At 28.1% G+C, this 23,784-nt stretch carries 21 protein-coding genes and 1 other RNA gene; 8 read left to right on the plus strand and 14 right to left on the minus strand.

Annotated elements, in window-relative coordinates; all coding sequences use genetic code 11:
- Positions 1–10 precede the first annotated feature (10 nt).
- On the plus strand, positions 11–745 hold the full coding sequence (gene lptB / locus BLU40_RS07455) for an LPS export ABC transporter ATP-binding protein (protein ID WP_090121799.1): 735 nt from the start codon (positions 11–13) through the stop codon (positions 743–745).
- A gap of 1 nt (position 746) precedes the next feature.
- Here lptB and BLU40_RS07460 read toward each other — a convergent pair whose 3' ends face one another.
- The 3 genes from BLU40_RS07460 to BLU40_RS07470 all read right to left on the minus strand — a co-directional run bounded on the left by BLU40_RS07460 (position 747) and on the right by BLU40_RS07470 (position 4,191).
- A complete protein-coding gene (locus BLU40_RS07460; protein ID WP_090121801.1) occupies positions 747–2,855 on the minus strand; it encodes a prolyl oligopeptidase family serine peptidase in 2,109 nt (702 codons plus the stop codon).
- A gap of 97 nt (positions 2,856–2,952) precedes the next feature.
- Positions 2,953–3,420: a GNAT family N-acetyltransferase gene (locus BLU40_RS07465; protein ID WP_090121802.1), complete on the minus strand. Its 468-nt coding sequence runs from the start codon at positions 3,418–3,420 to the stop codon at positions 2,953–2,955.
- A gap of 6 nt (positions 3,421–3,426) precedes the next feature.
- The gene (locus BLU40_RS07470) at positions 3,427–4,191 is read right to left on the minus strand and encodes a CDP-alcohol phosphatidyltransferase family protein (RefSeq protein WP_090121954.1); all 765 of its coding nucleotides are present in this window, start codon (positions 4,189–4,191) and stop codon (positions 3,427–3,429) included.
- 79 nt (positions 4,192–4,270) lie between these two features.
- Between BLU40_RS07470 and BLU40_RS07475 the strand changes: the two genes are divergently transcribed.
- The 3 genes from BLU40_RS07475 to BLU40_RS07485 are packed head-to-tail and all read left to right on the plus strand — an operon-like array spanning position 4,271 to position 7,545.
- Positions 4,271–5,239, plus strand: a complete 969-nt coding sequence (locus BLU40_RS07475; RefSeq protein WP_175454757.1) for a YheT family hydrolase — start codon at positions 4,271–4,273, stop codon at positions 5,237–5,239.
- A gap of 58 nt (positions 5,240–5,297) precedes the next feature.
- The gene (locus BLU40_RS07480; RefSeq protein WP_090121806.1) at positions 5,298–6,362 is read left to right on the plus strand and encodes a putative type IX sorting system protein PorV2; all 1,065 of its coding nucleotides are present in this window, start codon (positions 5,298–5,300) and stop codon (positions 6,360–6,362) included.
- 4 nt (positions 6,363–6,366) lie between these two features.
- Positions 6,367–7,545, plus strand: coding sequence for a lipoprotein N-acyltransferase Lnb domain-containing protein (locus BLU40_RS07485; RefSeq protein WP_139170931.1), 1,179 nt, complete (start codon positions 6,367–6,369; stop codon positions 7,543–7,545).
- Here the strand turns inward: BLU40_RS07485 and aroQ are convergent.
- The 3 genes from aroQ to BLU40_RS07500 form a co-directional block, all read right to left on the minus strand.
- Complete coding sequence (aroQ, locus tag BLU40_RS07490) at positions 7,528–7,941, minus strand: type II 3-dehydroquinate dehydratase (RefSeq protein ID WP_090121810.1); 414 nt, start codon at positions 7,939–7,941, stop codon at positions 7,528–7,530. The genes BLU40_RS07485 and aroQ overlap by 18 nt on opposite strands.
- A gap of 12 nt (positions 7,942–7,953) precedes the next feature.
- Complete coding sequence (locus BLU40_RS07495; RefSeq protein ID WP_090121812.1) at positions 7,954–8,580, minus strand: porin family protein; 627 nt, start codon at positions 8,578–8,580, stop codon at positions 7,954–7,956.
- 67 nt (positions 8,581–8,647) lie between these two features.
- A complete protein-coding gene (locus BLU40_RS07500; protein WP_090121814.1) occupies positions 8,648–9,205 on the minus strand; it encodes a type IX secretion system membrane protein PorP/SprF in 558 nt (185 codons plus the stop codon).
- A 72-nt stretch (positions 9,206–9,277) separates the two neighbouring features.
- Here BLU40_RS07500 and xerD point away from each other — a divergent pair, with 72 nt between their 5' ends.
- Positions 9,278–10,174 carry a site-specific tyrosine recombinase XerD gene (gene xerD / locus BLU40_RS07505; RefSeq protein ID WP_090121816.1) on the plus strand — a complete coding sequence of 299 codons (897 nt, stop codon included), beginning with the start codon at positions 9,278–9,280 and terminating at the stop codon, positions 10,172–10,174.
- Between the two features lie 54 nt (positions 10,175–10,228).
- Here xerD and BLU40_RS07510 read toward each other — a convergent pair whose 3' ends face one another.
- The 5 genes from BLU40_RS07510 to BLU40_RS07530 all read right to left on the minus strand — a co-directional run bounded on the left by BLU40_RS07510 (position 10,229) and on the right by BLU40_RS07530 (position 16,397).
- Positions 10,229–13,696 carry a PPi-type phosphoenolpyruvate carboxykinase family protein gene (locus tag BLU40_RS07510; protein ID WP_090121818.1) on the minus strand — a complete coding sequence of 1,156 codons (3,468 nt, stop codon included), beginning with the start codon at positions 13,694–13,696 and terminating at the stop codon, positions 10,229–10,231.
- 325 nt (positions 13,697–14,021) lie between these two features.
- A complete protein-coding gene (rny, locus tag BLU40_RS07515) occupies positions 14,022–15,590 on the minus strand; it encodes a ribonuclease Y (protein WP_090121956.1) in 1,569 nt (522 codons plus the stop codon).
- A 45-nt stretch (positions 15,591–15,635) separates the two neighbouring features.
- Positions 15,636–15,742: non-coding RNA, 6S RNA (gene ssrS / locus BLU40_RS07520), on the minus strand.
- Positions 15,743–15,802: 60 nt separating this feature from the next.
- A complete protein-coding gene (locus BLU40_RS07525; RefSeq protein WP_090121819.1) occupies positions 15,803–16,096 on the minus strand; it encodes a cell division protein ZapA in 294 nt (97 codons plus the stop codon).
- 10 nt (positions 16,097–16,106) lie between these two features.
- Positions 16,107–16,397, minus strand: a complete 291-nt coding sequence (locus BLU40_RS07530) for a hypothetical protein (protein WP_090121821.1) — start codon at positions 16,395–16,397, stop codon at positions 16,107–16,109.
- Positions 16,398–16,560: 163 nt separating this feature from the next.
- On the opposite strand from BLU40_RS07530, the gene BLU40_RS07535 reads away from it, so the two are divergent.
- Both BLU40_RS07535 and BLU40_RS07540 read left to right on the plus strand, forming a co-directional pair.
- Entirely contained in the window at positions 16,561–18,276 is a 1,716-nt protein-coding gene (locus BLU40_RS07535) for a M23 family metallopeptidase (protein ID WP_090121823.1), read from the plus strand.
- 6 nt (positions 18,277–18,282) lie between these two features.
- Entirely contained in the window at positions 18,283–20,730 is a 2,448-nt protein-coding gene (locus BLU40_RS07540) for a TonB-dependent receptor (RefSeq protein WP_090121824.1), read from the plus strand.
- 65 nt (positions 20,731–20,795) lie between these two features.
- On the opposite strand, the gene BLU40_RS17685 is transcribed toward BLU40_RS07540, so the two are convergent.
- Complete coding sequence (locus BLU40_RS17685) at positions 20,796–21,536, minus strand: DUF5684 domain-containing protein (RefSeq protein WP_217633388.1); 741 nt, start codon at positions 21,534–21,536, stop codon at positions 20,796–20,798.
- 78 nt (positions 21,537–21,614) lie between these two features.
- Entirely contained in the window at positions 21,615–22,073 is a 459-nt protein-coding gene (gene bcp / locus BLU40_RS07550; protein ID WP_090121826.1) for a thioredoxin-dependent thiol peroxidase, read from the minus strand.
- Positions 22,074–22,108: 35 nt separating this feature from the next.
- Here bcp and BLU40_RS07555 point away from each other — a divergent pair, with 35 nt between their 5' ends.
- The gene (locus tag BLU40_RS07555) at positions 22,109–22,759 is read left to right on the plus strand and encodes an endonuclease III domain-containing protein (protein WP_090121828.1); all 651 of its coding nucleotides are present in this window, start codon (positions 22,109–22,111) and stop codon (positions 22,757–22,759) included.
- A gap of 270 nt (positions 22,760–23,029) precedes the next feature.
- Here the strand turns inward: BLU40_RS07555 and BLU40_RS07560 are convergent, their stop codons facing one another.
- Complete coding sequence (locus tag BLU40_RS07560; RefSeq protein WP_090121829.1) at positions 23,030–23,614, minus strand: RNA polymerase sigma factor; 585 nt, start codon at positions 23,612–23,614, stop codon at positions 23,030–23,032.
- Positions 23,615–23,784: the final 170 nt, after the last annotated feature.

Genomic DNA, 23,784 nt, shown 5'->3' on the forward strand with positions numbered 1-23,784 from the left:
ATCGACAAGAATGATATTAAGAGCAGAAAATATTAAAAAAAAATATGGAAGTAGATACGTTGTAAAAGGTGTTTCTGTTGAAGTTGAACAAGGTGAAATTGTTGGTTTATTAGGTCCAAATGGAGCAGGTAAAACCACTTCTTTTTATATGATTGTTGGTATGATAAAGCCAAATGAAGGTGATATTTATTTAGACGATAAGGTTATAACAGATTTTCCTATGCATAAAAGAGCTCAGGAAGGTGTAGGTTATTTGGCACAAGAAGCTTCAGTTTTTAGAAAATTAACTGTTGAAGACAATATTATGTCTGTGCTTCAATTTACAGGCTTATCTAAAAAAGAACAAAAAGATAAATTAGAATCTTTAATAGATGAATTTAGTTTAGGTCACGTTCGTAAAAACCGAGGAGATTTACTTTCTGGTGGAGAACGTAGAAGAACTGAAATAGCACGAGCATTAGCATCTGATCCAAAATTTATTTTATTAGATGAACCATTTGCAGGTGTAGACCCAATTGCAGTAGAAGATATACAAAGTATTGTTGCTCATTTAAAAGATAAAAACATTGGTATTCTAATTACCGATCATAATGTACAAGAAACATTGGCAATTACCGATAGAACTTACCTTATGTTTGAAGGAGGAATTCTAAAAGAAGGAACACCACAAGAATTAGCAGAAGACGAAACTGTTAGACGTGTTTATCTTGGTAAAGACTTTGAATTAAAACAAAAGAAATTTTAAATTAATCTTCTTTTGTCAATTCATTCATCAAAAACCCATAAATAAAAGCATTTTCTTTTATTCTTGAATTAGCCTTATTTGCTCCATAATGTCCAGTATTAGATTGTGACCATAAAAGCACAGGATTAGTTTGTAATATATTTTCTTGCAATTTTGCCGCAAATTTATAGGAATAATAAGGAGGTACACGATTATCATCACTCCCCGTTGAAATAAGAATAGATGGATAATTGATTTTACTATCTATATTATGATATGGAGAGTATGACAGCAAGTTTTTAAACTCCTCCTCTATTTTTATTGAACCAAATTCGTTTATGTTTGTATATACTGATCCTACTGAAGAGTTTTCGAACCTTAACATATCAAGAACACCTACATTAATAACAGCTGCTCCAAACAATTCAGGCTTTTTAATAATTGCAGAAGCAATAATCAATCCTCCATGTGAAGTACCTGTTATAGCTATCTTTCTTGGTTTTGTATAGCCTTCCTCAATCAAATATTCAGCTGCACTAGTAAAATCTAATATAGCGTTAACTTTATTCATTTTTCTACCAGCTTCTTTCCATTTTTCGCCAAATTCTCCCCCACCTCTTACATGTACATATGCAAATGCTCCACCATTCTCAATAAAATGTATTACTCCAGGATTATACGTAGGCTTAGCAATTCTACCATAACCTCCATATGTTTCTAAAAGAAACGGTGTATTGCTATTTTTACTTAAAGAATCTTTATAAACAATAAACATTGGTACTTGAGTACCATCATGAGAAGTAAAATTTTTTCTTAAAAATTTATAATTTTTCGCATCAAAACTAACTTCAACCTTTCCTAAATAATCAAATTTATAATTTTCTAAATCTAATTGACACAACACAGGAGGAACCGTGTATGATGTTAATTTAAAATAAAACTCATTCGTTTCTTCGGCAAATTTCATTCCATCTATACTTAGCCCTTCTGGCGTAACAACTTCGCCTAATACTTTTCCAGAATAATCTACAACTGCTATTATTGAAGATTTATTTGATTGATATGAAATTACCATTTTATCTTCTAAAAACTCAAATTCAGAAAAAACTGCTCCCTTATAAATGGGAGTAATTAGTTTCCATTTCTTAGGCTGATCTAAAGGAAAAGAAATGATGTATTTTTTATCTTTTATTTTTGCTAGTGCATAAACTGTATCAGATTTAAAACGAACAATATCTAAGTTATACTTAATATCTTTAAATAAAGGTTTAAAATCTGTATTTGAACCTTTTGGATCTAGATAATAGAAACTAAATTTTTTATCAAATCTATTTGATTTTTTAATTATAAATAGGTTTTGATTTGGAGTGCCATAGAGATTTAAACCCTCATTTTCATTATTCGTATTTTTAACAATCAAATCTTCAGATTGCTCTGTGTCAAGTAAATGATACTGAATACTAGGGAATTCTCTTTTACCAAACTCTGATGTATATTTGTATTTTTTATAAAAAAATCCTTGTCCAAACCAATAAATCTCAGGTGAAACAATGTGTTTTAATGTTTCTTTAAAATAACGTCTATTTTTTAATTGCACTATTTTTACCTCACCCCAATCACTACCATTTCGATTGTACTTGTATGCCAAAAATCTATCATCTTTAGAAGGCGCTAAAGATGTAAAGTTAATATGATCTTTTCGAGATATTGAACTAGGAGAAATTAGTTTTTCAAAACTTCCTTTAATTCCTTTTTTATAATAAATACACAACTCACTATTTACGCCAGGATACATAAGCTTGTAGTAAGTTTTATTTTCCTTAATCAATTCTATTTCCTTTTCATCAAAATCCATATCATAGTACATAAAACTATTCATTTGATTAAACGAACCATTTCTTCTACTAATTTTATTTAAATATTTTTCTGAAACTTTATTTTGCAATTTAACCCAATCTTTTACTTCTATTGAATTTATTTTTTCTAACCATAAATAATCATCAACAATTTCAACATTGTGGTATGCTTGTTTGGTAGGTTGCTTTATAGTTTTTGGATAAACAATTTGACTGTTTACATTATTTACACTTAATATAAAAAGTGAAATAGCAATTATTTTTGAAATATTCATTAAGCAATTTTAGTTTAATTATGAGGCACTAATTAATGCCTATAAAAATAAAAATTATAAATGAAAGAGTATATTTAAAATAAACAAAATAAGTGATCTAAATATGAAGTTTAAAACCTTCGTGTGTAGCTTTAAACCCTAAGTTTTCATAAAATTTAATAGCTTTAGCTCTTTGTTTATCACTTGTTAGTTGTACTAAATGAGCATTTTTTTCTTTCGCTCTTTCAATTGCCCACTTAAATAATTCTTTTCCAATTCCTTCTCCTCTATAACCTTCTCTAACAAAAACATTTTCTATTTGAGCTCTTAAACCACCTTGGTAAGCTAAATACTGAATAAAAGTTAATTGCAGAGTTCCAATAATGGTTGAAGTATTTTCATCTTCAACAACAATTAATTCATTAGATGGGTCTTTATCAATAATACTAAAAGCTTTATTATACTTTTCAGGAAGTGGATCTTGGTAGTGTTCTCTTAGTTTTCCTAATGTATCGCTTGCTATTATCTTTACAATACTAGAAACATCTTTTTCAGTAGCTTCTCTAAAAATTAATTTTAAGGGCATTCTATTTTATTTTTGTTTGAATATACTATTTTCAAAAACAGATAATAAAACATATAACAATATAATAAAAGGAACTGCAATTACTTTTAGTAATACAATCGATATTATTGTTAACCCTATAAACACATATTTAATTTGATTTGATTTCCAAGAATAGTTTTTAAATTTCAAAGAAAACAAAGGAATTTCAGCATTCATTATATATGTTAATACCAACGTTATCCCTATTAAAAACCATTTGTTTAAAATAATAGACTCTACAATTTCTATTGAACTAAATTCTAATATTAAAGGTAAACTCAATACAAAAATAGAAGCCGCAGGTGTTGGCAACCCTATAAATGAACTTGTTTGACGTTCATCAATATTAAACTTAGCCAACCTATATGCTGCTCCTAATGTAATTAACAAACCTAAAAATGCAATCCATTTTTCATTAATATTTGGATATGAAACCCATTTACCAATTTCACAACTTAGCCCATCAACCCAATCTTTATCTATAGATCTTACAATTAATTGAAACATTACTATTCCTGGAACTACTCCACTTGTAACAACATCTGCTAAAGAATCTAATTGTTTTCCTAATTCACCTTGCACATTTAATAATCTTGCTGCAAAACCATCAAAAAAATCAAATAGTATTCCAAGTAACACAAAATATGCAGCAAAAACCAATTCATTCTGTACAGCTAAAATGGTTGCTATTGTACCGCATAATAAATTAAGTAAGGTAATTAAATTTGGAATGTGTTTTTTAAAGGTCATTTATTCATTATTTTTTGTAAAAATACTAAAATGTTTTTCTAAAATATTTATTTATATTTATTTTTCTAAAAACCTATATATGCCAATAATTGAGTCTAACTATTCTCCTTCTTTTATTTTTAGAAATACACATTTAAATACTGTTTATAAAACACTATTTCTTTCTTCTGAAATTGATTACAAACGTGTTAGAATTTTAACAAATGACAATGATTTTTTAGATTTAGATTTTTCTCTAACTGGCTCTAAAACACTAGTAATAGCTTCTCACGGTTTAGAAGGTAGTTCTAATTCAAAATATATTGTTTCTGTAGTTAAATATTTAAATTCTAAACAAATAGACTGTTTAGCATTAAATTACAGAGGTTGTAGTGGTGAAGATAACCATATTTTACAATCATACCATAGTGGTAGATCAGACGATTTAGCAACTGTAATTAAATATGTAGAAGAAAACTACAACTATCAAAACATTGTTCTCTTAGGTTATAGTATGGGAGGTAATATAACTTTAAAATATTTAGGCGAAAACAACAATATTCCATCAAAGATTAAAGGAGCCATCACAGTTTCTGCTCCTTGCGACTTGGAAGGCTCTTCATATGAGTTATCTAAAACAATTAATAAAGTTTATATTAATCGTTTTTTGAAATCTCTAAAGAAAAAAGCGCAATTAAAAATAGAAAAATTTCCTGAAGCTAATTTTAATTATTCTGAAATTATAAGTGCTAAAAATTTTACGGAGTTTGATAATTCTTTTACAGCACCTCTTTTTGGTTATAAAAACGCGCAAGATTATTGGCGCAAAAATAGTTCTTTACCACTATTAAAAACTATTCGAAAACCTACCTTAGTATTGAGTGCATTAGATGATACTTTTCTATCTAAAAGCTGTTATCCTTTTGAAGCTGCCACAAACAATACGCATATTTATTTAGAAACTCCTAAATACGGTGGACACGTAGGTTTTAATACTTCAACAAATAAAACTAAAAATTTATGGAGTGAAACTAGAATACATCAGTTTATTCAACATATTATTTCCTGAATTTTTACGTTAACTAGTAAAGATTTTTTACATTCGCTATTCACAATAAATATATACATTGAAAAAGTTTTTAGTTTTTATAATTTTAGTTTCTCAAATTTCTTTTGCGCAAACTGCTCGTAAATATTCTAACGAATTTTTAAATATTGGTGTAGATGCTGCTTCTTTTGGAATGGCAAAAGCTGTAGTTGCTACAAGTAGCGATGTAAACTCATCATACTGGAATCCTGCTGGATTGGCTAATATTGAAGATTTTCAAGGTTCTTTAATGCATGCAGAATATTTTGAAGGTATTGCTAAATATGATTATGCTGGTTTTGCAATGCCTTTAGATGATAGAAGCGCCGTTGGAGTTTCAATAATTAGATTTGGGGTAGATGATATTTTAAACACCACTAAACTTATTGATTCTAATGGAAATATAGATTATAACAACATTAGTCTTTTTTCTGCTGCAGATTATGCTGTAAATTTATCATACGCCAGACATTTACCTATTCAAGGTTTAAATGTTGGTTTAAACACCAAAATTGTTAGGCGTATAATTGGAGATTTTGCTACCTCTTGGGGATTTGGTTTAGATGTTGCTGTTCAATTTGAAAGAAACGATTGGAAGTTTGGTGTAATGCTACGAGATATTACAACAACTTTTAACTCTTGGAGTATTGATGAAGATGAATTTAATACCATTAAAGATGCCATTCCAGGTGAAAATCAAGAATTACCAGAAACAACTGAACTTACACTACCAAAAGCACAATTAGGTGTAGCCAAAAAATTTGCAATAACTAGAGATTTTGGTTTGTTAACAGAAGTTGATTTAAATCTTCGTTTTACAGAAACAAACGATATTATTTCTACAGATTTTGTAAGTATAGATCCTGCTATTGGTTTTCAATTAGATTATGTTGATACCGTGTTTTTAAGAGGTGGTGTTGGAAACATTCAAAACGAATTACAATTTGACAATACTAAAAATTTAAGTTTGCAGCCAAATTTTGGTGTTGGTTTTAAATATAGAGGTATACAAATTGATTATGCCTTAACTAATATTGGTAGTGTTGGTAGTGCATTATATTCAAACATATTTTCAGTAAAACTAGATTTTGATTATTACAGATAACAAGATGCTTAAAAAAATAGTATTCATAGTAATTATATTAAATACATTTAGCTTTTTTGGCCAAATTAAATTGTCTAATAAAGCTACAATTAGTGTATTAACTTGTGGACCAGATAACGAATTATATAGCGCTTTTGGACATAGTGCTTTTAGAATTACAGATACTGCAAATGGTATTGATGATATATACAATTATGGAACTTTCGATTTTAATGCTCCAAACTTTTATTTAAATTTTGTTAAAGGAAATTTAACCTATCAACTATCTAAAAGCGATTTTAATAGATTTATTTACATATATAATTACCAAAAACGTTGGGTTAAAGAACAACAATTAAATTTAAATATTGAAGAAACTCAAGCGGTTTATAATTTTTTAGAAGATAATGTAAAGCCACAAAACAGGGATTATCAATACGACTTCTTTTATGATAATTGCGCTACAAAAATTGAACAAGTAATTAAAACTGTTTTAAAAAACAAGGTTCAATTTACAAATGCACATATTACTTCTACTAAAACACATAGAGATTTAATTGAAGATTATACTAAAAATCACGAATGGGGTAAATTTGGAATAGATTTAGCGCTAGGTTCTGTTATTGATGATACAGCTACCAAAGATGATTATAAATTTTTACCTGATTATATTTTTAAAGCTTTCGAAAATGCTACTATTGGTAGAAATGCTAAAATTGAACCACTCGTTTTAAATCAAAGAGATTTATTAAGTCATCCAGTTAAAGAGACTTCATCTAACTTTCCTCCTATTTTTATATTCTTATTGTTAGCTCTTTTAATAATTTGGGTAACAAGAAGAGATTCAAAAAAAGGAAAACGAAAAAAATGGTTAGACTTTAGTATTTACTTTATAACAGGTTTAATTGGTGTAGTAGTTCTATTACTTTGGTTTGCAACAAGCCATACTGCAACTTATAAAAACTTTAATTTTTTATGGGCTTTTGCACCTAACTTATTTGTTGCTTTTTATATGTTAAAAAATAAATTACCTAAATGGATTGTTACCTATAACTTTATACTAATTCTAGGAATTATTGCAACATTAGTGTTATGGGGATTTAAAGTTCAAGTTTATAATTGGGCTATAGTTCCTATTCTTGCAATGCTAAACAACCATTACGGTCATATTAACAAGTATATACGGTTAAATAAAGCTCTGTAAAGCCAACTCGTAACTTTGCATACCAAAACCTGCAATTACACCTTTTGCAACTGGAGAGATATAGGAAACGTGACGAAATTCTTCTCTAGAATGCACGTTAGAAATATGTAATTCTATAACAGGAGTAGTTATTCCTTTTATAGCATCTCCAATAGCTACAGATGTATGTGTATATGCTCCAGCATTAAATATAATACCATCAAAATCAAAACCAACTTCATGTAATTTATTAATCAATTCCCCTTCAACATTACTTTGGTAATAATGCAACTCAACATCCGCATACTTTTTAACCAAATTATTGAAATAATCTTCAAAAGTTTCACTTCCGTATATCTCAGGTTCGCGTTTACCTAATAAATTTAAATTTGGTCCGTTTAGTACAAGTATTTTCATAACGTAAATGTATTAAAATTTGTACCCAATTGAAAATGATAAAACTTCATTTTTAATTTTTCCTGAGAAAGATTCATAATCTTCTATATTCTTAAAACCTAAATAGTATCTCGCAGAAATAATATATTTTTTCTTAATTTCATATGATAATCCAAAATTTACACCATAATCAACATTTTTATAAGAATCTTTAACATCTTCAACTTCTGTTACCATTTCAACTTCTTCAAGTTCTAAAATAAATGCATTAGCATCAAACAAACCTATATCTTGAGCTGATAATAAAAACCCTATTTGCGGCCCACTTTCTACTGAAATATTTTTTGTTAAATAATATTTTAACATAAAAGTGGAATTAATATACTCCATTTTAAATTCTTTATAACCAGGAGATTCATTATTATAATCGAATTTTGATCCTTGTTTTGAAAAGGATAATTCTGGCTGAAGTGATATTTTATCACTAAGTTTTAATTCTCCAAATACACCTGCATTAAATCCATAAATAATTTCAGTATTATTTAAGTCTCCACTAAATTTTGACATATTAACTCCAGACTTAACACCAAACTTAACTTGAGAAGTTATATTAGAGACTAAAACAATAGCAAAAATTGCTGATAACACTATTTTTTTCATATTTCAATTTTAAAATTTAATTCAATTATTATTAATAAAAACAGATTTATTTAGATCTTAATTTTAATTAAAGCTTATAACCTAAACCTATATTTAATAAGTGAATTTTTTGTGTATAATCTTTATCTTTTACATAATCGTTTAATTGATATGAATAACTAGCTTGTGCATAAAATCTTTCAGAAATATTATAAGAAATCCCAGCTCCAATAGCAATATTCAATTTTCTAACTCTTTCAAAAACTTCGTCTAAAGTATAAGTTAATTGCGGTCCGCCAATAATACTTAATTCATTATTTAAATAATATTTTAGAAATATTGGAGCTTGTAAAAAATTAGTATTGTTCACATTAAGATACAATAATGAAGGATTAAAACTTATTTTATCTGAAATAGAGGTTTCCACAGAAACTCCAATATTAAAACCACTATAACTATCATTAATTGTTTCCTTCTTAACGTCAAAACTTATTTCATCTTCATAGTTATTAAGTAAATTTACTGCATCAATTTTCACAGTTTCAAAAGCATTTGAATAACCTGCAATAATAGAGAATTTAGTTTCTTGAGAAGTACAAATAGAAACTATACATACTAATAGAATGGTTGTTAAAATCTTTTTCATATTTAATTTTTATAGCATATCAAATTTATACTTTTTATTCTAAATACAAATATTAATTTGTACTTTTCTAAAATGAAATGGAACAACGCATTAGAAGATTATCAATACTATTTAAAACTTGAAAAAGGTCTTTCCGAAAACTCTATTGATGCTTATTCTAGAGATATAAAAAAGTTAATTAATTATCTTGAAGTGAATGAATTGAATGTTTCTGCAATTAAAATTTCACACGATAATATTCAGCAGTTTATATATACTATTTCTAAAAAATTAAGTGCTAGATCACAGGCAAGATTAATATCTGGTTTACGAAATTTTTTCGATTATTTGGTTTTTGAAGATTATAGAACCGAAAATCCAACTGATTTATTAGAAACACCTAAAATTGGAAGAAAATTACCAGATACACTGTCTCTAGAAGAAATTGATATATTAATTAATTCAATAGATTTAAGCTTACCTCAAGGTGAAAGAAATAGAACAATTATTGAAACACTTTATAGTTGTGGTTTACGTGTTTCTGAATTAATAAACCTTCAACTTTCAGATTTATTTTTTGATGAAGGCTTTATAAGAGTTATTGGTAAAGGAAATAAACAACGTTTTGTTCCTATTAATGAGCAAACTAAAAAGTATATTAACTTTTATGTAAAAGAAATTAGAACACATATAAATGTTCAAAAGGAATTTGAAGACACTGTATTTTTAAACAGAAGAGGAAAAAAATTAACACGTGTTATGATTTTTACCATAATAAAAAACTTGGCAATTAAAGTTGGGCTTAATAAAAAAATAAGTCCGCATACTTTTAGACATTCTTTTGCTACGCATTTATTGGAGCGTGGAGCAGATTTAAGAGCTATACAACAAATGTTAGGTCACGAAAGTATTACTACTACAGAAATTTATATGCATTTAGATAAGAGCTTTTTAAAAGAAGTTGTAAATACTTTTCACCCTAGAAAATAAAAAAACTGCAGCAAAAATAGAATTGCTACAGTTTTATATAAAGGATTAATCTACTTACTTTTTACATAAAGGATCTACTCCTATTGTTCCAATTAAACTTTGTAAATAACTATCTGAATTTGCTTCTGCATATAGTTTTTCTACTTTTTCAAGTCTAGAACTTAAACCCATTTCATTTACAATATCTTCATTTTTAGAATTTGAAATAAAATTATCTAAATAAGAAAGTTGCTTTTGATAAAAAGCAATGTCTTTTTGTTGCTTTAAAACTAAACGCTCTTTGTACCAATCGCTATTTAAAATGTAATCTCGTTCAAAATAAGCTCTTAATGTAGGATCGCTAATTTCTTTTCCTTCATAATTTCCATAAGCCATAATATGAAGTAAAATCTTTAATGGTGGAATTGCAGCATCAATACTTCCATCTTCGAAATACTTAACAGCAACTTTTTGTTGCGCTTCAACAATATTATTAATTCCATCAACATAATCTTCTAAACCTTGTAATTCAGGCTTTAACATTCTTTCACTAAACACAGCGTTTGGTTCATCAAATAACCTATTTAAACATCTAAATGAGAACGTATTAGTTATTCTATAACCTAAACGGCTAGCTAATATTTTTTCTCCATTATGTTCAAAATCTTCTAATTTTTCTAAAGAACCATTTTCAATTAAAGCTTTTGGATCTCTATCTTCTGGTTCTAACCTTGCCCAAATTTCAGGAATTAATAAACTAATATCATGGTCAACTTGATTCTCTGCACCAACATAACCTGCAGCAGTACTAAACGCATTAGACTCCGTTAAAATATGAGATAATAAAGCATTATTTAAATCGGTTGTTGGTGTTAACATATTAAAAGGACCTTTTGTTAAAGCTCCTTCAGAACCTGCACCAGTTGTTGATGGAGATTTACCTGTTAAACTACAAATAAAGTCCATAAATAACTCTGGTGTTTCTTGGTAATGAATTGGATTGTAAACCGCCAAAGGTCTAATACCAGCTTCTTTATCTACCGGATTGTTTCTTCTTCCAGGTAAAACAGCATTAACAACATTAATTACTGGATCTTCAGATTTTATTTTTCTATATAAACGAACTCCAATATCACCTAAATAACTTTCTTCAGTCTCGTTAAATTGAATATTTCTCTCTAAATAACGTGGATTTTTAGTCGGCTCACCTTCAACAATTCTAGTATGAGATGGTAATGAAAAGTATTCCTCATCGTTAGGACTATTTACAACACTTAAAATTAAATCCTTTACAGGTTGTGTGTATTTATCATAATTAATAGTGTCTTCATAAATTTCAATTGCATCCTTTTTAGTCAACAATTCATAGTTTGTTAAAAACACATTGTTAGAAACTAAATCGTGCTCTGCACCTTCATCATAACCTCTTACAATTGCCTCATCTGGTCTTTGGAATAAGTGAGACTCACAGTTAGCAACTACTTTTAAACTTTTGTTTTTGTATTGCGGATTTAAGTTTTTAAGTCTGTCAGCAGGAATTGTTATAGAGGCAGAAATATCATCTTCAGTTTGAATTTTTGTTGAAGCAGAGAAATCTGATCTTAATTTATTCAACATCCAAATACCTTCTTGATTAAATCCAATTCTAACGTAACTACCTACAACTGGGTTTTCAAAATACCATAATCCTGTACCTTTTTGCCCATTTATTATTTGAACAGACATACAATCTTTCCAGTTTAAATCTCCGTGATCTTGTCTGTATAAACGCTTTACAAATAACACTAAAGATCTAATATGAACAGGTATATTGTTTAAAAACTCATTAAACTCATCACTATTCTGCTTATTAGGCGTTAACAACATTACTGCAGAACCTAAGGTTCTTTCCTTACTTAAAAATGGTTTTGAAGGAGGTAATGACGAGTCGTAATTTTTCCAACGTTTAGAATAATCGAATTCAATAATTTCATCTGCTTTTTTGAAATCCTCTTCAATATCTATAATATTAAATGAATTATATGTAATTGCATTTAACATAGATTTAGAAATCTCTGATTTACCTCCACCAGAAACAGTACAAGGTTTATGGCAAAAAATTCCTTCTGGTGAAGTGTTTACAATTCTCCACAACGAGATTGCTTTATGCTTTTCTAATTTAAATTTATTTCCTGTTGGGTGAATATAGGTTTTGTATGGAGAAAGTACTAATTTCTGATTTTCACCATTATAAGTCCAAGTAATATCGTTAGAATTTGTGTTTATATACGCATTTTCAGGTATGTAAACTAAATTAGGATACTTTTTATCTGTTGCATAATTAGATGGATCTATTTCAATTCTATCTCCTAATAATTCTTTAACATTCTCGAAAGTAAATCTATTTCCAAATTTTGCTGAAAAAGCACTACCATCAACAATATCTCCCATTACACCACGTGGATACGCAATTGCACCACCGGCGTGTTCTTCTTCAACCAATCCAAATAAATTGGCAGAATAACTAATTTGAGTTTTAATCTCTTTTTTAGAATATCCAAAGTAATTATCAGCAATAAGCGTAACAACTACACCTCTTTCATCTCTACAAGTTATTTTAAATGCACTACCATCATTGTACAATTCATTTTCATCTTTCCAACACATTCCATCATTAATTTGACGTTCTGTAGCATCGTTAAAATGAGGTAAGCCAACTTGCTTTTTTGTTAACGTTTTTAATTGAGGCGCTAAAACTATACAACCAGAATGTCCAGTCCAATGTTCTGTATCTAAAGCAGCATCGTTATGAGCCAAATTAGGATCTCCAGCATTTCCAAAAATTGTTTCAACAAAATCTAAATTAGTAACCAAACTACCAGGAGCAAAAAAGCGAACTTCCATACTCTTTTTTGAAATAACTCCTTTTACTTCTGGGCAAACCATTGGTCTTAACAACAATGAAACTATAACTTTAGCCTTATCTTCTTGATTTGAAGTAAACGGCAATGTCTTTAATTCATCAGAAGGATTAAAAGCAGCATTTAAAAAATGAGCAAATACAATTTTAGGAACTTCCTTTTTATCTAATGGAACTGGCAAATCTCCTTCAACAATGTGAAAGGTTCCTTTAGTAGTTCTTTTATCTGCAATTGGATTATTTAAAATTCCTTGCTTTATTCTATGTGAAGTAATGTTTTCACTTTTAAATAAATTTCCATTTGGTGGTAAACTAATTTCTCTAGCGTGCCCTTTTTGGTTTAATACAAGTGTATTGTTAGGTATAACATACTCTTTGTCATAATCTACATCTTTCAAGTAATCGTTCAAAAATTCCTGAATTCTTGCATCTGCCGGTGAAAGATAATCTGACAATAATCTAGACTTTTCACGAAATCCTTTAGTAAAAGATTCTGTTAACTTTTGAAGCTTTGGATTACAAAAGTTCTCTGTATCATTTTCATCATCTTTAAAAATTGGTTGACCTAAAGAGGCCAACTGAAGATTGACATATTGAACTATGTCTTTCCTCCTTTGGTTAACTTCACTTTTACTTGTACTCATTTTTTATATTTATTTTGATTGATTTCGTTTTTAATTCAATTGATTTGCGCAATCGATTGAACAAATGTATAAAAAAAATATTAAAACTGGTTAACCAATTTTAATATTTATAATTTTAAATGTTCTTGTATTAAATAAATGATTAAAAAACTACAATAAATACAAATAATTAACATCAAAATTAAATAATACTTAAAAATATTATTAAAATCACATTATATTTTAATTTGTACAAACTTTTAACAAATCCAATAAATTAAAAAATAAGTAAAAAAAAACTCTCAATTTAATTGAGAGTTTTTTAAAATAATATTTATGTTTTTAACTATTTTGCAATATTAATTGCTCTAGTTTCTCTAATTACTGTTACACGAACTTGACCTGGATAAGTCATATCATTTTGTATTTTTTGAGAAATATTAAATGATAATTCTGATGCCTTAGCATCGTTTACTTTTTCGCTTTCAACAATTACACGTAGTTCTCTACCCGCTTGAATTGCATAGGCTTTTTGTACACCTGTAAATCCAAATGCTATATCTTCAAGATCTTTTAAACGTTGAATATAAGAATCAAGTACTTGTCTACGTGCTCCTGGTCTTGCACCAGAAATAGCATCACAAACTTGTACAATTGGTGCAATTAACGATTTCATTTCAATTTCGTCGTGGTGAGCTCCAATTGCGTTACAAACCTCTTTATTTTCGTTGTATTTCTGAGCCCATTCCATACCTAACAATGCGTGTGGTAATTCGCTCTCTGTTTCAGGTACCTTACCTATATCGTGTAATAATCCAGCACGTTTAGCAAGTTTAGCATTTAAACCTAATTCTGCAGCCATTAAACCACAAAGGTTTGCTACTTCACGCGAGTGCTGTAACAAGTTTTGACCATAAGAAGAACGATACTTCATTCTACCAATAGTCTTAATTAATTCTGGGTGAATACCGTGAATTCCTAATTCAATAACGGTACGTTTACCAATATCGTTAATTTCTTGTTGAATTTGCTTTTCTGTTTTAGCTACAACTTCTTCAATACGAGCTGGGTGAATTCTACCATCTGTAACTAATTTATGAAGTGCTAAACGAGCAATTTCTCTTCTAACAGGGTCAAAACAAGATAAAATAATAGCTTCAGGAGTATCGTCTACAATAATTTCTACACCTGTTGCAGCTTCTAAAGCTCTAATATTTCTTCCTTCTCTACCAATAATTCTACCTTTAACATCGTCACTTTCAATATTAAAAACAGATACACAATTTTCAACAGTTTGCTCTACACCTACTCTTTGAATTGTGTTTAAAATAATTTTTTTAGCTTCTTGTGCTGCAGTTAATTTAGACTCTTCAATTGTTTCTTGAATAAAGCCCATTGCATCACTCTTTGCTTCTTCTTTTAATGAAGATACTAACTCTTTTTTTGCATCTTCTGCAGATAAACCAGATAACACTTCTAAGTGTTCTACTTGTTTACGGTGTAATTTATCTACTTCACTATTTCTACGCTCTAAATAGTCTATTTTTTCAGTATATTCTCCTACTTTAGAGTCTAATTCTTTATTTAATTTTTTATTTCTGTCTAATTCACTTGAAACTTGAGATTCTTTATCTCTTGTTCTTTTTTCAGCATCGGCCATTTTCTTATCACGACTAATAATTACTTTTTCGTGTTCAGATTTTAGCTCAATAAACTTTTCTTTAGCTTGTAATATTTTATCTTTTTTAATTGCATCAGCCTCAATTTTAGCTTCTTTAATTATTGATGAAGCCTCCTTTTTTGTATTTCTTAAAATCTTTGTTGCCTTAGATTTTTCGAGAAATTTTGCAATTACATATCCAATAGCTAATCCTATTACTATACCAATTAGAATTGGTATTATGTTTTCTACCATAGTTTGATTTTTGTATATAAAAAAACCTACATTAATCTGGTTTTTAAACTCCTTATAAACAAGATTAGAGCTAACTTATTGGTCGAGGATCCATTCAAGATGGCTTGCTCTAACAATAACGACTTACTCTTTATAAAGATATAGCGTTGAGTTTAACAAACGATAACTAATGTAGGCAGTATATTAATTAATATTTATTTTAAAGAACGTATTTAATCTAAGTGATTGCTAAGCAACTCACTAATTTTATTTAATTTTTTTTCAGCTTCAATCGTATCTTCTTTATCTTGAATAGCATTTATTTCTACTAATGATGCAAATTGTAATGCACACATAGATAAAACATCTTGCTTATCATTAACAGCGTAATTTTTTTCAAATTTAGCAACCAACTCATTAATTTTATTCGCAGCTTTTCGCATCCCTTCTTCCTCTACTTCATTTCTAACTACTAAAGGATATACTCTACCTGCTATGGTTACTTTTATTTTTAACGATTCCGCCATTCTTAAGAACTTATTCGCTTAATTGCACTATACAAGCATCAATTTCGCGTATTAAAGCATTTATTTTGAGTTTTGTTTCTCTTGTATCTTTGTTACTGCCCTCTATAGTTTTAGCAATTTTTAACAATTGGTATTTTTTCTCAATCGAAATAATTTCTTGCTTTTCTTTAACTAACTGATTTTCTAAAACGGTTACTTTTTGTAGTAATAGCTCATTTTCTTCTTTCAAAAATGTATAATTTTCTAAAAGAGTTTTGAGCTTATCTTCTACTAAATTAACAACTTGTGTTATATTACTCATATTGTTATAAGAATAAACTATGTTTTACAAAGTTAACATACGTATATCAATATTACAACTGTTTTTGAGTTATTTGGCATTTTAATTGATATATTTTTTCTAAATAGCTAGTAGATTACACATTATAAAAAATTTAATTTGTTATTTTAGCCTAAAATTTTTAATGAGAAAAATAGCCTTTATCATATTACTTTTTACCACTTTTATGGTGTTTCCGCAAGGAAATACTTCAAAAAGCAATACATATCCTCAAAATTATTTTAGAAGTCCTTTAGATATTCCATTAGTACTTTCTGGAACTTTTGGAGAATTAAGACCTAATCATTTTCACGCAGGTTTAGATTTAAAAACGCAACAAAGAGAAGGATTAAATATATATGCATCTGCACCAGGTTACGTTTCTAGAATTAAAATTTCTTTATGGGGTTATGGAAAAGCTATTTATATAACGCACCCAAATGGTTACACATCGGTTTATGCACATATTAAAAAATTTAGCGATCGTATTGAAAAGTATATAAAAAAACAGCAATATAAAAAGGAGAGTTTCGAAATTCAATTATTTCCAGCTGCTACAACATTGCCTATTTCTGCTAACGAATTAATTGCCTATTCTGGAAGTACTGGTGGTTTTGTTGGACCACATTTACATTTTGAAATAAGAAATTCTAGAACTGAAAAACCTATTAACCCAATGTATTTTGGTATTACAGTTAAAGATTCTAAAAAACCTAAAATCAACACTTTAATCGGCTATCCTTCAAGTAAAAATTCACATATAAATAAAATAGGTTATAAAAATCAAATTGCTTTAGTACAAGCTAAAAATGGAGACTTAGTTGCAAGAAAAATAACTGCTTTTGGAAAAATAGGATTTGGAATAAACTCGTACGATCAACTGGATGGTGCTTACAATAAAAATGGTTTATATAGTTTAGAACTTTTTGTGAACGGACAAAAAAAACACGAGTTTAGAGCTGAATCTTTTGCTTTTTCTGAAGGTAAATACATTAATCTTTTAATAGATTATGAACGTTACGCCAATTTAAATCAACGTATTCAAAAATGTTTTATTGAACCTGCTAATAATTTAAGTATGTACAAAAGTAAATCATCTTCTAAAGGTTATATTACCATTAAAGATAGTTTAACTTATAATGTAGAAATTGTAGCAAAAGATTTTAAAGGCAACTCTCAAAAAATTAGAATCCCAATTTTAGGTAAAAAGGAAGCCAAAGTTATTTCAAAAAAAGAAAAAATTACACCTTATAAAATAAACTATAATGAATTTAAAAGGGTTTCAAAAAATGGAATTTCAGCTGCTTTTCCAAAAGGAACTTTTTATAATAATTTTTATTTAGATTTTAGTGTAAAAGACACTATTGCTACTGTGCATACACCAACGTTGCCACTTAAAAGAAGTTACACATTAACTTTTGATGTTTCTAAATATAGCGAACAGGATAAAAAACAATTATACATTGCTCATTATAATAATAAAGGTTTAACATCTTATAAAAAAACAGTTAAGCAACCAAAGTTTTTTTATACTACAACCAAAGATTTAGGTAAATTTACTTTATTAAAGGACACAAAAAAACCAATTATTAAGTTGTATAACTTTAAAAATGAACAATGGCTAACCAATGCCAAAACTTTAAAATTAAAAATATCTGATTTGCATTCTGGAATTAATACTTACAGAGGTGAAATTGATGGTAAATGGATTTTAATGGAATACAATGTAAAATCTGGAACGCTTACCTATGATTTAAGCGATAAAAGTTTTACAACAGCAAAACACAACTTAAAAGTTACAGTAACTGATAATGTTGGAAACAAGAGTACTTTAAACGCAACTTTTTTCAGAAAAAAATAAAAAAAATTGAAACATCTTTTAACCCTCCTAGTATTATTTTTCACTTATAGTTTAACTGCTCAAACAGGTGTTATAAAAGGAACTGTAAAAAACAAAAGCAATAAACCTATTGAAGGTGTTGCGATTACTTATTTAAACAAAGGAACTTCAACAAATAAAAAAGGTGAGTTTGAGATTACTGTTAATGCTAATAAGGAAATTACCTTAAAGTTTAGCCACGTAGCTTACATACTTTATTCAAAAAAAATAACGGTTCAAAAAAATAAAACAATACGTTTATACCCTGTTTTAAATCTAAAAGTTGAAGAAATTGATGAAGTTGTAGTTAAAAACCATAAAAATACTGCACAAGGTAATATAACCATAAACCCTTCAGATATTTCTAAAATACCTGGAGCAAACAATGGTGTAGAAAACATTTTAATTACACTTGCTGGTGTTAATAATAACAATGAATTAAGCACTCAATATAATGTAAGAGGTGGAAATTTTGATGAAAACTTGGTATATGTAAACGGTATTGAAGTTTACCGTCCGTTTTTAATTAGATCAGGTCAACAAGAAGGTTTAAGTTTTGTAAATGGAGATATGGTTCAAAATGTTAAATTTTCTGCAGGTGGTTTTCAGGCAAAATATGGAGATAAATTATCTTCTGTTTTAGATATTGCTTACAGAACTCCTAAAGAATTTGCTGCTAGTATTAATGCTAGTTTACTTGGTGGTAGCGCAACTATCGAGGGCACTATGTTTAATAATAAGTTAAGTGCTATTGTTGGTGCAAGATATAGAGATAATAGTTTATTTATTAATAGTAAAGATGTTGAAACAAATTCAAACCCTAACTTTACCGATGTTCAAACATTTTTATCGTATAGCGTAAATGAAAAACTAAAAATTGATTTTCTAGGAAATTTCTCTGTTAATAATTATGAATTTACACCTTCAACAAGAAGAACAAAATTTGGAACAATTTCTGAACCTTTAGAACTAATTGTTTATTATGATGGTCAAGAAAAAGATCAGTTCGAAACATTGTTTGGTGCGCTAAAAGGTAGTTATATTGTAAATAAAAATCTAAATTTAAGTCTTACTACTTCAACCTATCACACAATGGAAGAAGAATATTACGACATATTAGCTAGTTATAATTTAGGTGATGTAAATAACGATTTTGGATCTGACAATTTTGGTGAAGTTGAATTTTCTGAAGGTATTGGCTCTCAATTAAACCACGCAAGAAACGATTTAGATGCTTTAATAAGTAATGCTGAATTTAAAGCTACTTTTAAAAAAGGTAAACATCAAATAGATGCTGGTATAAAATATCAATACGAAAATTTTAAAGACCGCTTAAACGAATGGGAAGTTATAGATTCACTTGGTTTTAGTGTTAGACCACCAAACCACTCTATAATTAACCAACCTTATGAGCCTTTTTCAGGAAGTTTAGAGCCCTATCAAAAAGTAAACGCGGCTAATAATGTAACTATAGATAGATTAGTTTGGTTTACTCAATACTCTAAAAACACTAATTGGAACAATCATAAAGTTTGGTACAACGTGGGTGTTCGTGCTCATAATTGGAATGTTAGTGCCAATAACTTAGAAAGTGTTAATAAAATTATATACTCTGCTCGTGGACAATTTGCTATTAAACCAGATTGGGATAAAGATATGTTGTTTAGAATTGCTGGTGGAATGTATGCTCAACCTCCTTTTTATAAGGAATTAAGAAATAACTCAGGAAATGTAGTGCCTACAGTTGAAGCTCAAAAATCTTTACAAGTTGTATTAGGTAATGAGTATAGTTTTAAACTTTGGGATAGACCTTTTAAATTAATTTCTGAAGCTTATTACAAGCACTTAACAGATGTTAATACATATACTGTAGATAATGTAAAAGTGCGTTATGCTGCAAACAATAATGCAAAAGCATATGCAACTGGAGTAGATTTACGTTTAAACGGAGAATTTGTTCCTGGTACCCAAAGTTGGATTAGTTTAGGGTATTTAAAAACAGAAGAAAATACTGATAATTTAGGATATATTTCTCGTCCTACAGATCAACGTTTTAAATTTGGTATGCTATTTCAAGATTATGTACCAAACATACCCAACATAAAAATGTACTTAAACTTAGTGTTTAATACAGGAGTACCTGGTGGTTCGCCTTCATATGTTAATCAATACGATTATCAAAGTAAATTAGACGCCTATAAACGTGCAGATATTGGAATATCGTATGTATTTACAGATCGCCAAAACCCAAGTAACAAACGTTGGTTAGGTAATTTTAAAGAATTTTCTTTAGGTTTTGAAATTTTCAACATGTTCGATGTCAAAAACTCAATAACAAACACTTGGGTTAGAGATGTGTATTCAAAAAGATATTACGGCATACCTAATTATATGACAAGCCGTGTGTTAAATATAAAACTAAATATGAAGTTTTAGTTTTTAAATGTTTATACTTATTATCTATAGTAAAACCAATAGATATTATTTAAACTTTCAAGTTTTTATTCATTATTGTACTCTACTTTACTCATACCTAGAAGAGGGTAAAAAATAAAAGGAAGAAATATTAAACCAAATGTAAAGCCTTCATTTTTACCAAATCTTATAGAAAGTTTATTTATTATTAAAATAGCTATAATTATATTAACAAAAGGAATTAATAATAGAATAAACCACCATAAAGGCTTTTTCACAATCTCTAATAAAATTATAATATTATATATAGGTATAATAGATGCCCAACCTTCTTTACCAGCTTTTTTATATATTTTCCATTGTGATTCAATTGTTATTATTACAAATAATAAAAATATTTGAATTAAAAGTCCAAATAGAGATTTAAAAAAAAGCGTTTCAATAGAAATAAAACTCTTATTTAAATTTGTTCCAAATTTTTCGCTAAGATTTCTATTGAAGATTTCTATTTTTTCTGTTAAAAGAAATTCATAACTAACTATAGAATAAACTATAGAAATAATGTAAGTAACACCTATAATTATTAACCCGATTAGAATTGCATCTTTAAATGATATATAATTTCCATTGCTTTTATTAAACTGAAAATGAGCTATTGTTATAGTTAAAATAAATAAAACCCAAGTAATAAAACTTATTAATATTGAGCTTTGTTGCGATAAATTATTAGGGTCAAAAGTATATGTAGCAAACACCCCTAATAATAAGTTTATTACCCCTAAAGTTAATCCAAATTTTAAAGATGTTTTTAAAAGTTTACCTTCCATTTTTTATATTTTGTTATTTAATAAAAACCTCATTCTTTAAACATTAGTAGTATCTTAAAAAAAAGATTTATTAAAATTCTATAATTCTCCAAATATTTGCTCAGTATGTTGCTTTGTTTTTACTTTTTGAATTATTTCTTCAACAATACCATTTTCATCAATCACAAAAGTTGTGCGATGAATACCATCATACTCACGTCCCATAAACTTTTTTGGTCCCCAAACGCCAAAAGCATTTATTACCGCCTTATCTTCATCAGCTAATAAAGGAAAAGGCAATTCGTTTTTATTTATAAAATTTTGCTGTCTTTTTGCTGAATCTGCGCTTACACCTAAAACATCGTAACCTTTAGATAAAAACATATTGTAATTATCGCGTAAGTTACAAGCTTCCATAGTACAACCTGGTGTACTTGCTTTTGGGTAAAAGAAAAGTACTAATTTTTTCCCTGTATAATCTTCTAATTTTATAGTGTTTCCGGCCTGATCTAAGGCTTTAAAATTTGGTGCCTTATCTCCTACTTTTAATGTTGTCATAATTTGTATTTTAGCTTTTTGTAAATATACTAAAAATGACAAAACAAGAAAAAGTTCAATTTGTAATAGATACTTTAGAAAATATATATCCAGATACATTGATTCCATTAGATCATAAAGATCCATATACCTTATTGATTGCAGTTTTAATGTCGGCTCAAAGTACAGATGCAAGAGTAAACACAATTACACCTATTCTATTTAAAAAAGCAGACAATCCGTATGATATGATTAAATTAACTGTTGAAGAAATACGTGATATTATTAGACCTGTTGGTTTATCTCCAATGAAATCTAAAGGGATTCACGGTTTATCCAAAATTCTAATTGAAAAACATAATGGTGAAGTTCCTAAAACTTATGAAGACTTAGAAGAATTACCAGCTGTTGGACATAAAACTGCTGCAGTTGTTTTAAGTCAAGCATTTGGAATACCAGCATTTCCTGTAGATACACATATACATAGATTAATGTATAGATGGAATTTAACCAATGGTAAAAATGTAGTTCAAACTGAAAAAGATGCTAAAAGATTATTTCCAGAGGAATTATGGAATAAACTTCATTTACAAATTATTTACTACGGAAGAGAATATTCTCCAGCCCGAGGGTGGAATTTAGAAAATGATATAATAACCAAAACTATTGGTAGAAAATCTGTAATTGCAGATTTTCTCAAAAAATAATGTAAATTTCAAAAAGTTTTTCAACTCACAAAATATACTAAAAAAACCCATTCTTGGTTAGAGAATGGGTTTAAAAGAACATTAATTCAAACTCAGTTCAATAAGATAGTTTTTGTTGGTTTTAATTATCTTCAATTGTTTCGAATAATTTAACAAATACTGAACTGTTTCTTGTTTTGGTTGCTTCCTTGCAGAAGACTTCTCAGAGTAAAGTTTCATCATATATATAGGCTTAATTTACTATATAACGCTACAAATCCACTTTTATTGTTAATTAACTAAAATAATATTATGTTTCTCTATTAATTTTCTCAAATTTATAAGTGCATATCGCATTCTACCAAGTGCTGTATTAATACTAACTCCTGTATTTTCCGATATTTCTTTAAAGCTCATATCTTTATACATACGCATTAATAAAACTTCTTTTTGATCTTCAGGAAGCTCTGTTATTAACCCTCTTACATCATCCAATATTTGAGATTTAATAATTTCATTTTCAGCATTTAGTTGTTCATCTCCAATAACTGTAAAAATATCAAATTCATCAGTATTTTTAAAGGTTGGTATTCTTTTGCTTTTTCTAAAATGATCAATTACTAAATTGTGAGCAATTCTCATTACCCAAGGTAAAAACTTTCCTTCTTCATTATAACTTCCTCTTTTTAAAGTATTAATTACTTTTATAAAGGTATCTTGAAAAATGTCTTCTGCTAAATCTCTATCTAAAACTTTTGAAAGAATAAAACTATATATTCTTTGCTTATGTCTAACTATTAAAATCTCTAAAGATTTTTCACTTCCTTGTATGTAATTGCTGACTAATACGCCATCAGATATATTTGTACTTTTCATAACTATAATACCTCTTTTAAAAGGTGTATTTAGTTTAATTATTGATTTTTAATTATAAAAAGTAATGATGTTTTATACGCGTATTTTTAATTTAAATATACTCAAAGATGCATAATAATTTTTATTTCTACAAGTTTTACTGCCTCAAACAGCTATAAATCACATAATTT

Source organism: Lutibacter oricola (assembly GCF_900106565.1).
Classification (GTDB): domain Bacteria; phylum Bacteroidota; class Bacteroidia; order Flavobacteriales; family Flavobacteriaceae; genus Lutibacter; species Lutibacter oricola.

Bases quoted from the DNA above. Each gene is read 5' to 3' on its own strand.
- lptB (WP_090121799.1), top strand. From the start codon at position 11: ATGATATTAAGAGCAGAAAATATTAAAAAAAAATATGGAAGTAGATAC.
- BLU40_RS07460 (WP_090121801.1), bottom strand. From the start codon at position 2,855: ATGAATATTTCAAAAATAATTGCTATTTCACTTTTTATATTAAGTGTA.
- BLU40_RS07465 (WP_090121802.1), bottom strand. From the start codon at position 3,420: ATGCCCTTAAAATTAATTTTTAGAGAAGCTACTGAAAAAGATGTTTCT.
- BLU40_RS07470 (WP_090121954.1), bottom strand. From the start codon at position 4,191: ATGACCTTTAAAAAACACATTCCAAATTTAATTACCTTACTTAATTTA.
- BLU40_RS07475 (WP_175454757.1), top strand. From the start codon at position 4,271: ATGCCAATAATTGAGTCTAACTATTCTCCTTCTTTTATTTTTAGAAAT.
- BLU40_RS07485 (WP_139170931.1), top strand. From the start codon at position 6,367: ATGCTTAAAAAAATAGTATTCATAGTAATTATATTAAATACATTTAGC.
- aroQ (WP_090121810.1), bottom strand. From the start codon at position 7,941: ATGAAAATACTTGTACTAAACGGACCAAATTTAAATTTATTAGGTAAA.
- BLU40_RS07495 (WP_090121812.1), bottom strand. From the start codon at position 8,580: ATGAAAAAAATAGTGTTATCAGCAATTTTTGCTATTGTTTTAGTCTCT.
- BLU40_RS07500 (WP_090121814.1), bottom strand. From the start codon at position 9,205: ATGAAAAAGATTTTAACAACCATTCTATTAGTATGTATAGTTTCTATT.
- xerD (WP_090121816.1), top strand. From the start codon at position 9,278: ATGAAATGGAACAACGCATTAGAAGATTATCAATACTATTTAAAACTT.
- BLU40_RS07510 (WP_090121818.1), bottom strand. From the start codon at position 13,696: ATGAGTACAAGTAAAAGTGAAGTTAACCAAAGGAGGAAAGACATAGTT.
- rny (WP_090121956.1), bottom strand. From the start codon at position 15,590: ATGGTAGAAAACATAATACCAATTCTAATTGGTATAGTAATAGGATTA.
- BLU40_RS07525 (WP_090121819.1), bottom strand. From the start codon at position 16,096: ATGGCGGAATCGTTAAAAATAAAAGTAACCATAGCAGGTAGAGTATAT.
- BLU40_RS07530 (WP_090121821.1), bottom strand. From the start codon at position 16,397: ATGAGTAATATAACACAAGTTGTTAATTTAGTAGAAGATAAGCTCAAA.
- BLU40_RS07535 (WP_090121823.1), top strand. From the start codon at position 16,561: ATGAGAAAAATAGCCTTTATCATATTACTTTTTACCACTTTTATGGTG.
- BLU40_RS17685 (WP_217633388.1), bottom strand. From the start codon at position 21,536: ATGGAAGGTAAACTTTTAAAAACATCTTTAAAATTTGGATTAACTTTA.
- bcp (WP_090121826.1), bottom strand. From the start codon at position 22,073: ATGACAACATTAAAAGTAGGAGATAAGGCACCAAATTTTAAAGCCTTA.
- BLU40_RS07555 (WP_090121828.1), top strand. From the start codon at position 22,109: ATGACAAAACAAGAAAAAGTTCAATTTGTAATAGATACTTTAGAAAAT.
- BLU40_RS07560 (WP_090121829.1), bottom strand. From the start codon at position 23,614: ATGAAAAGTACAAATATATCTGATGGCGTATTAGTCAGCAATTACATA.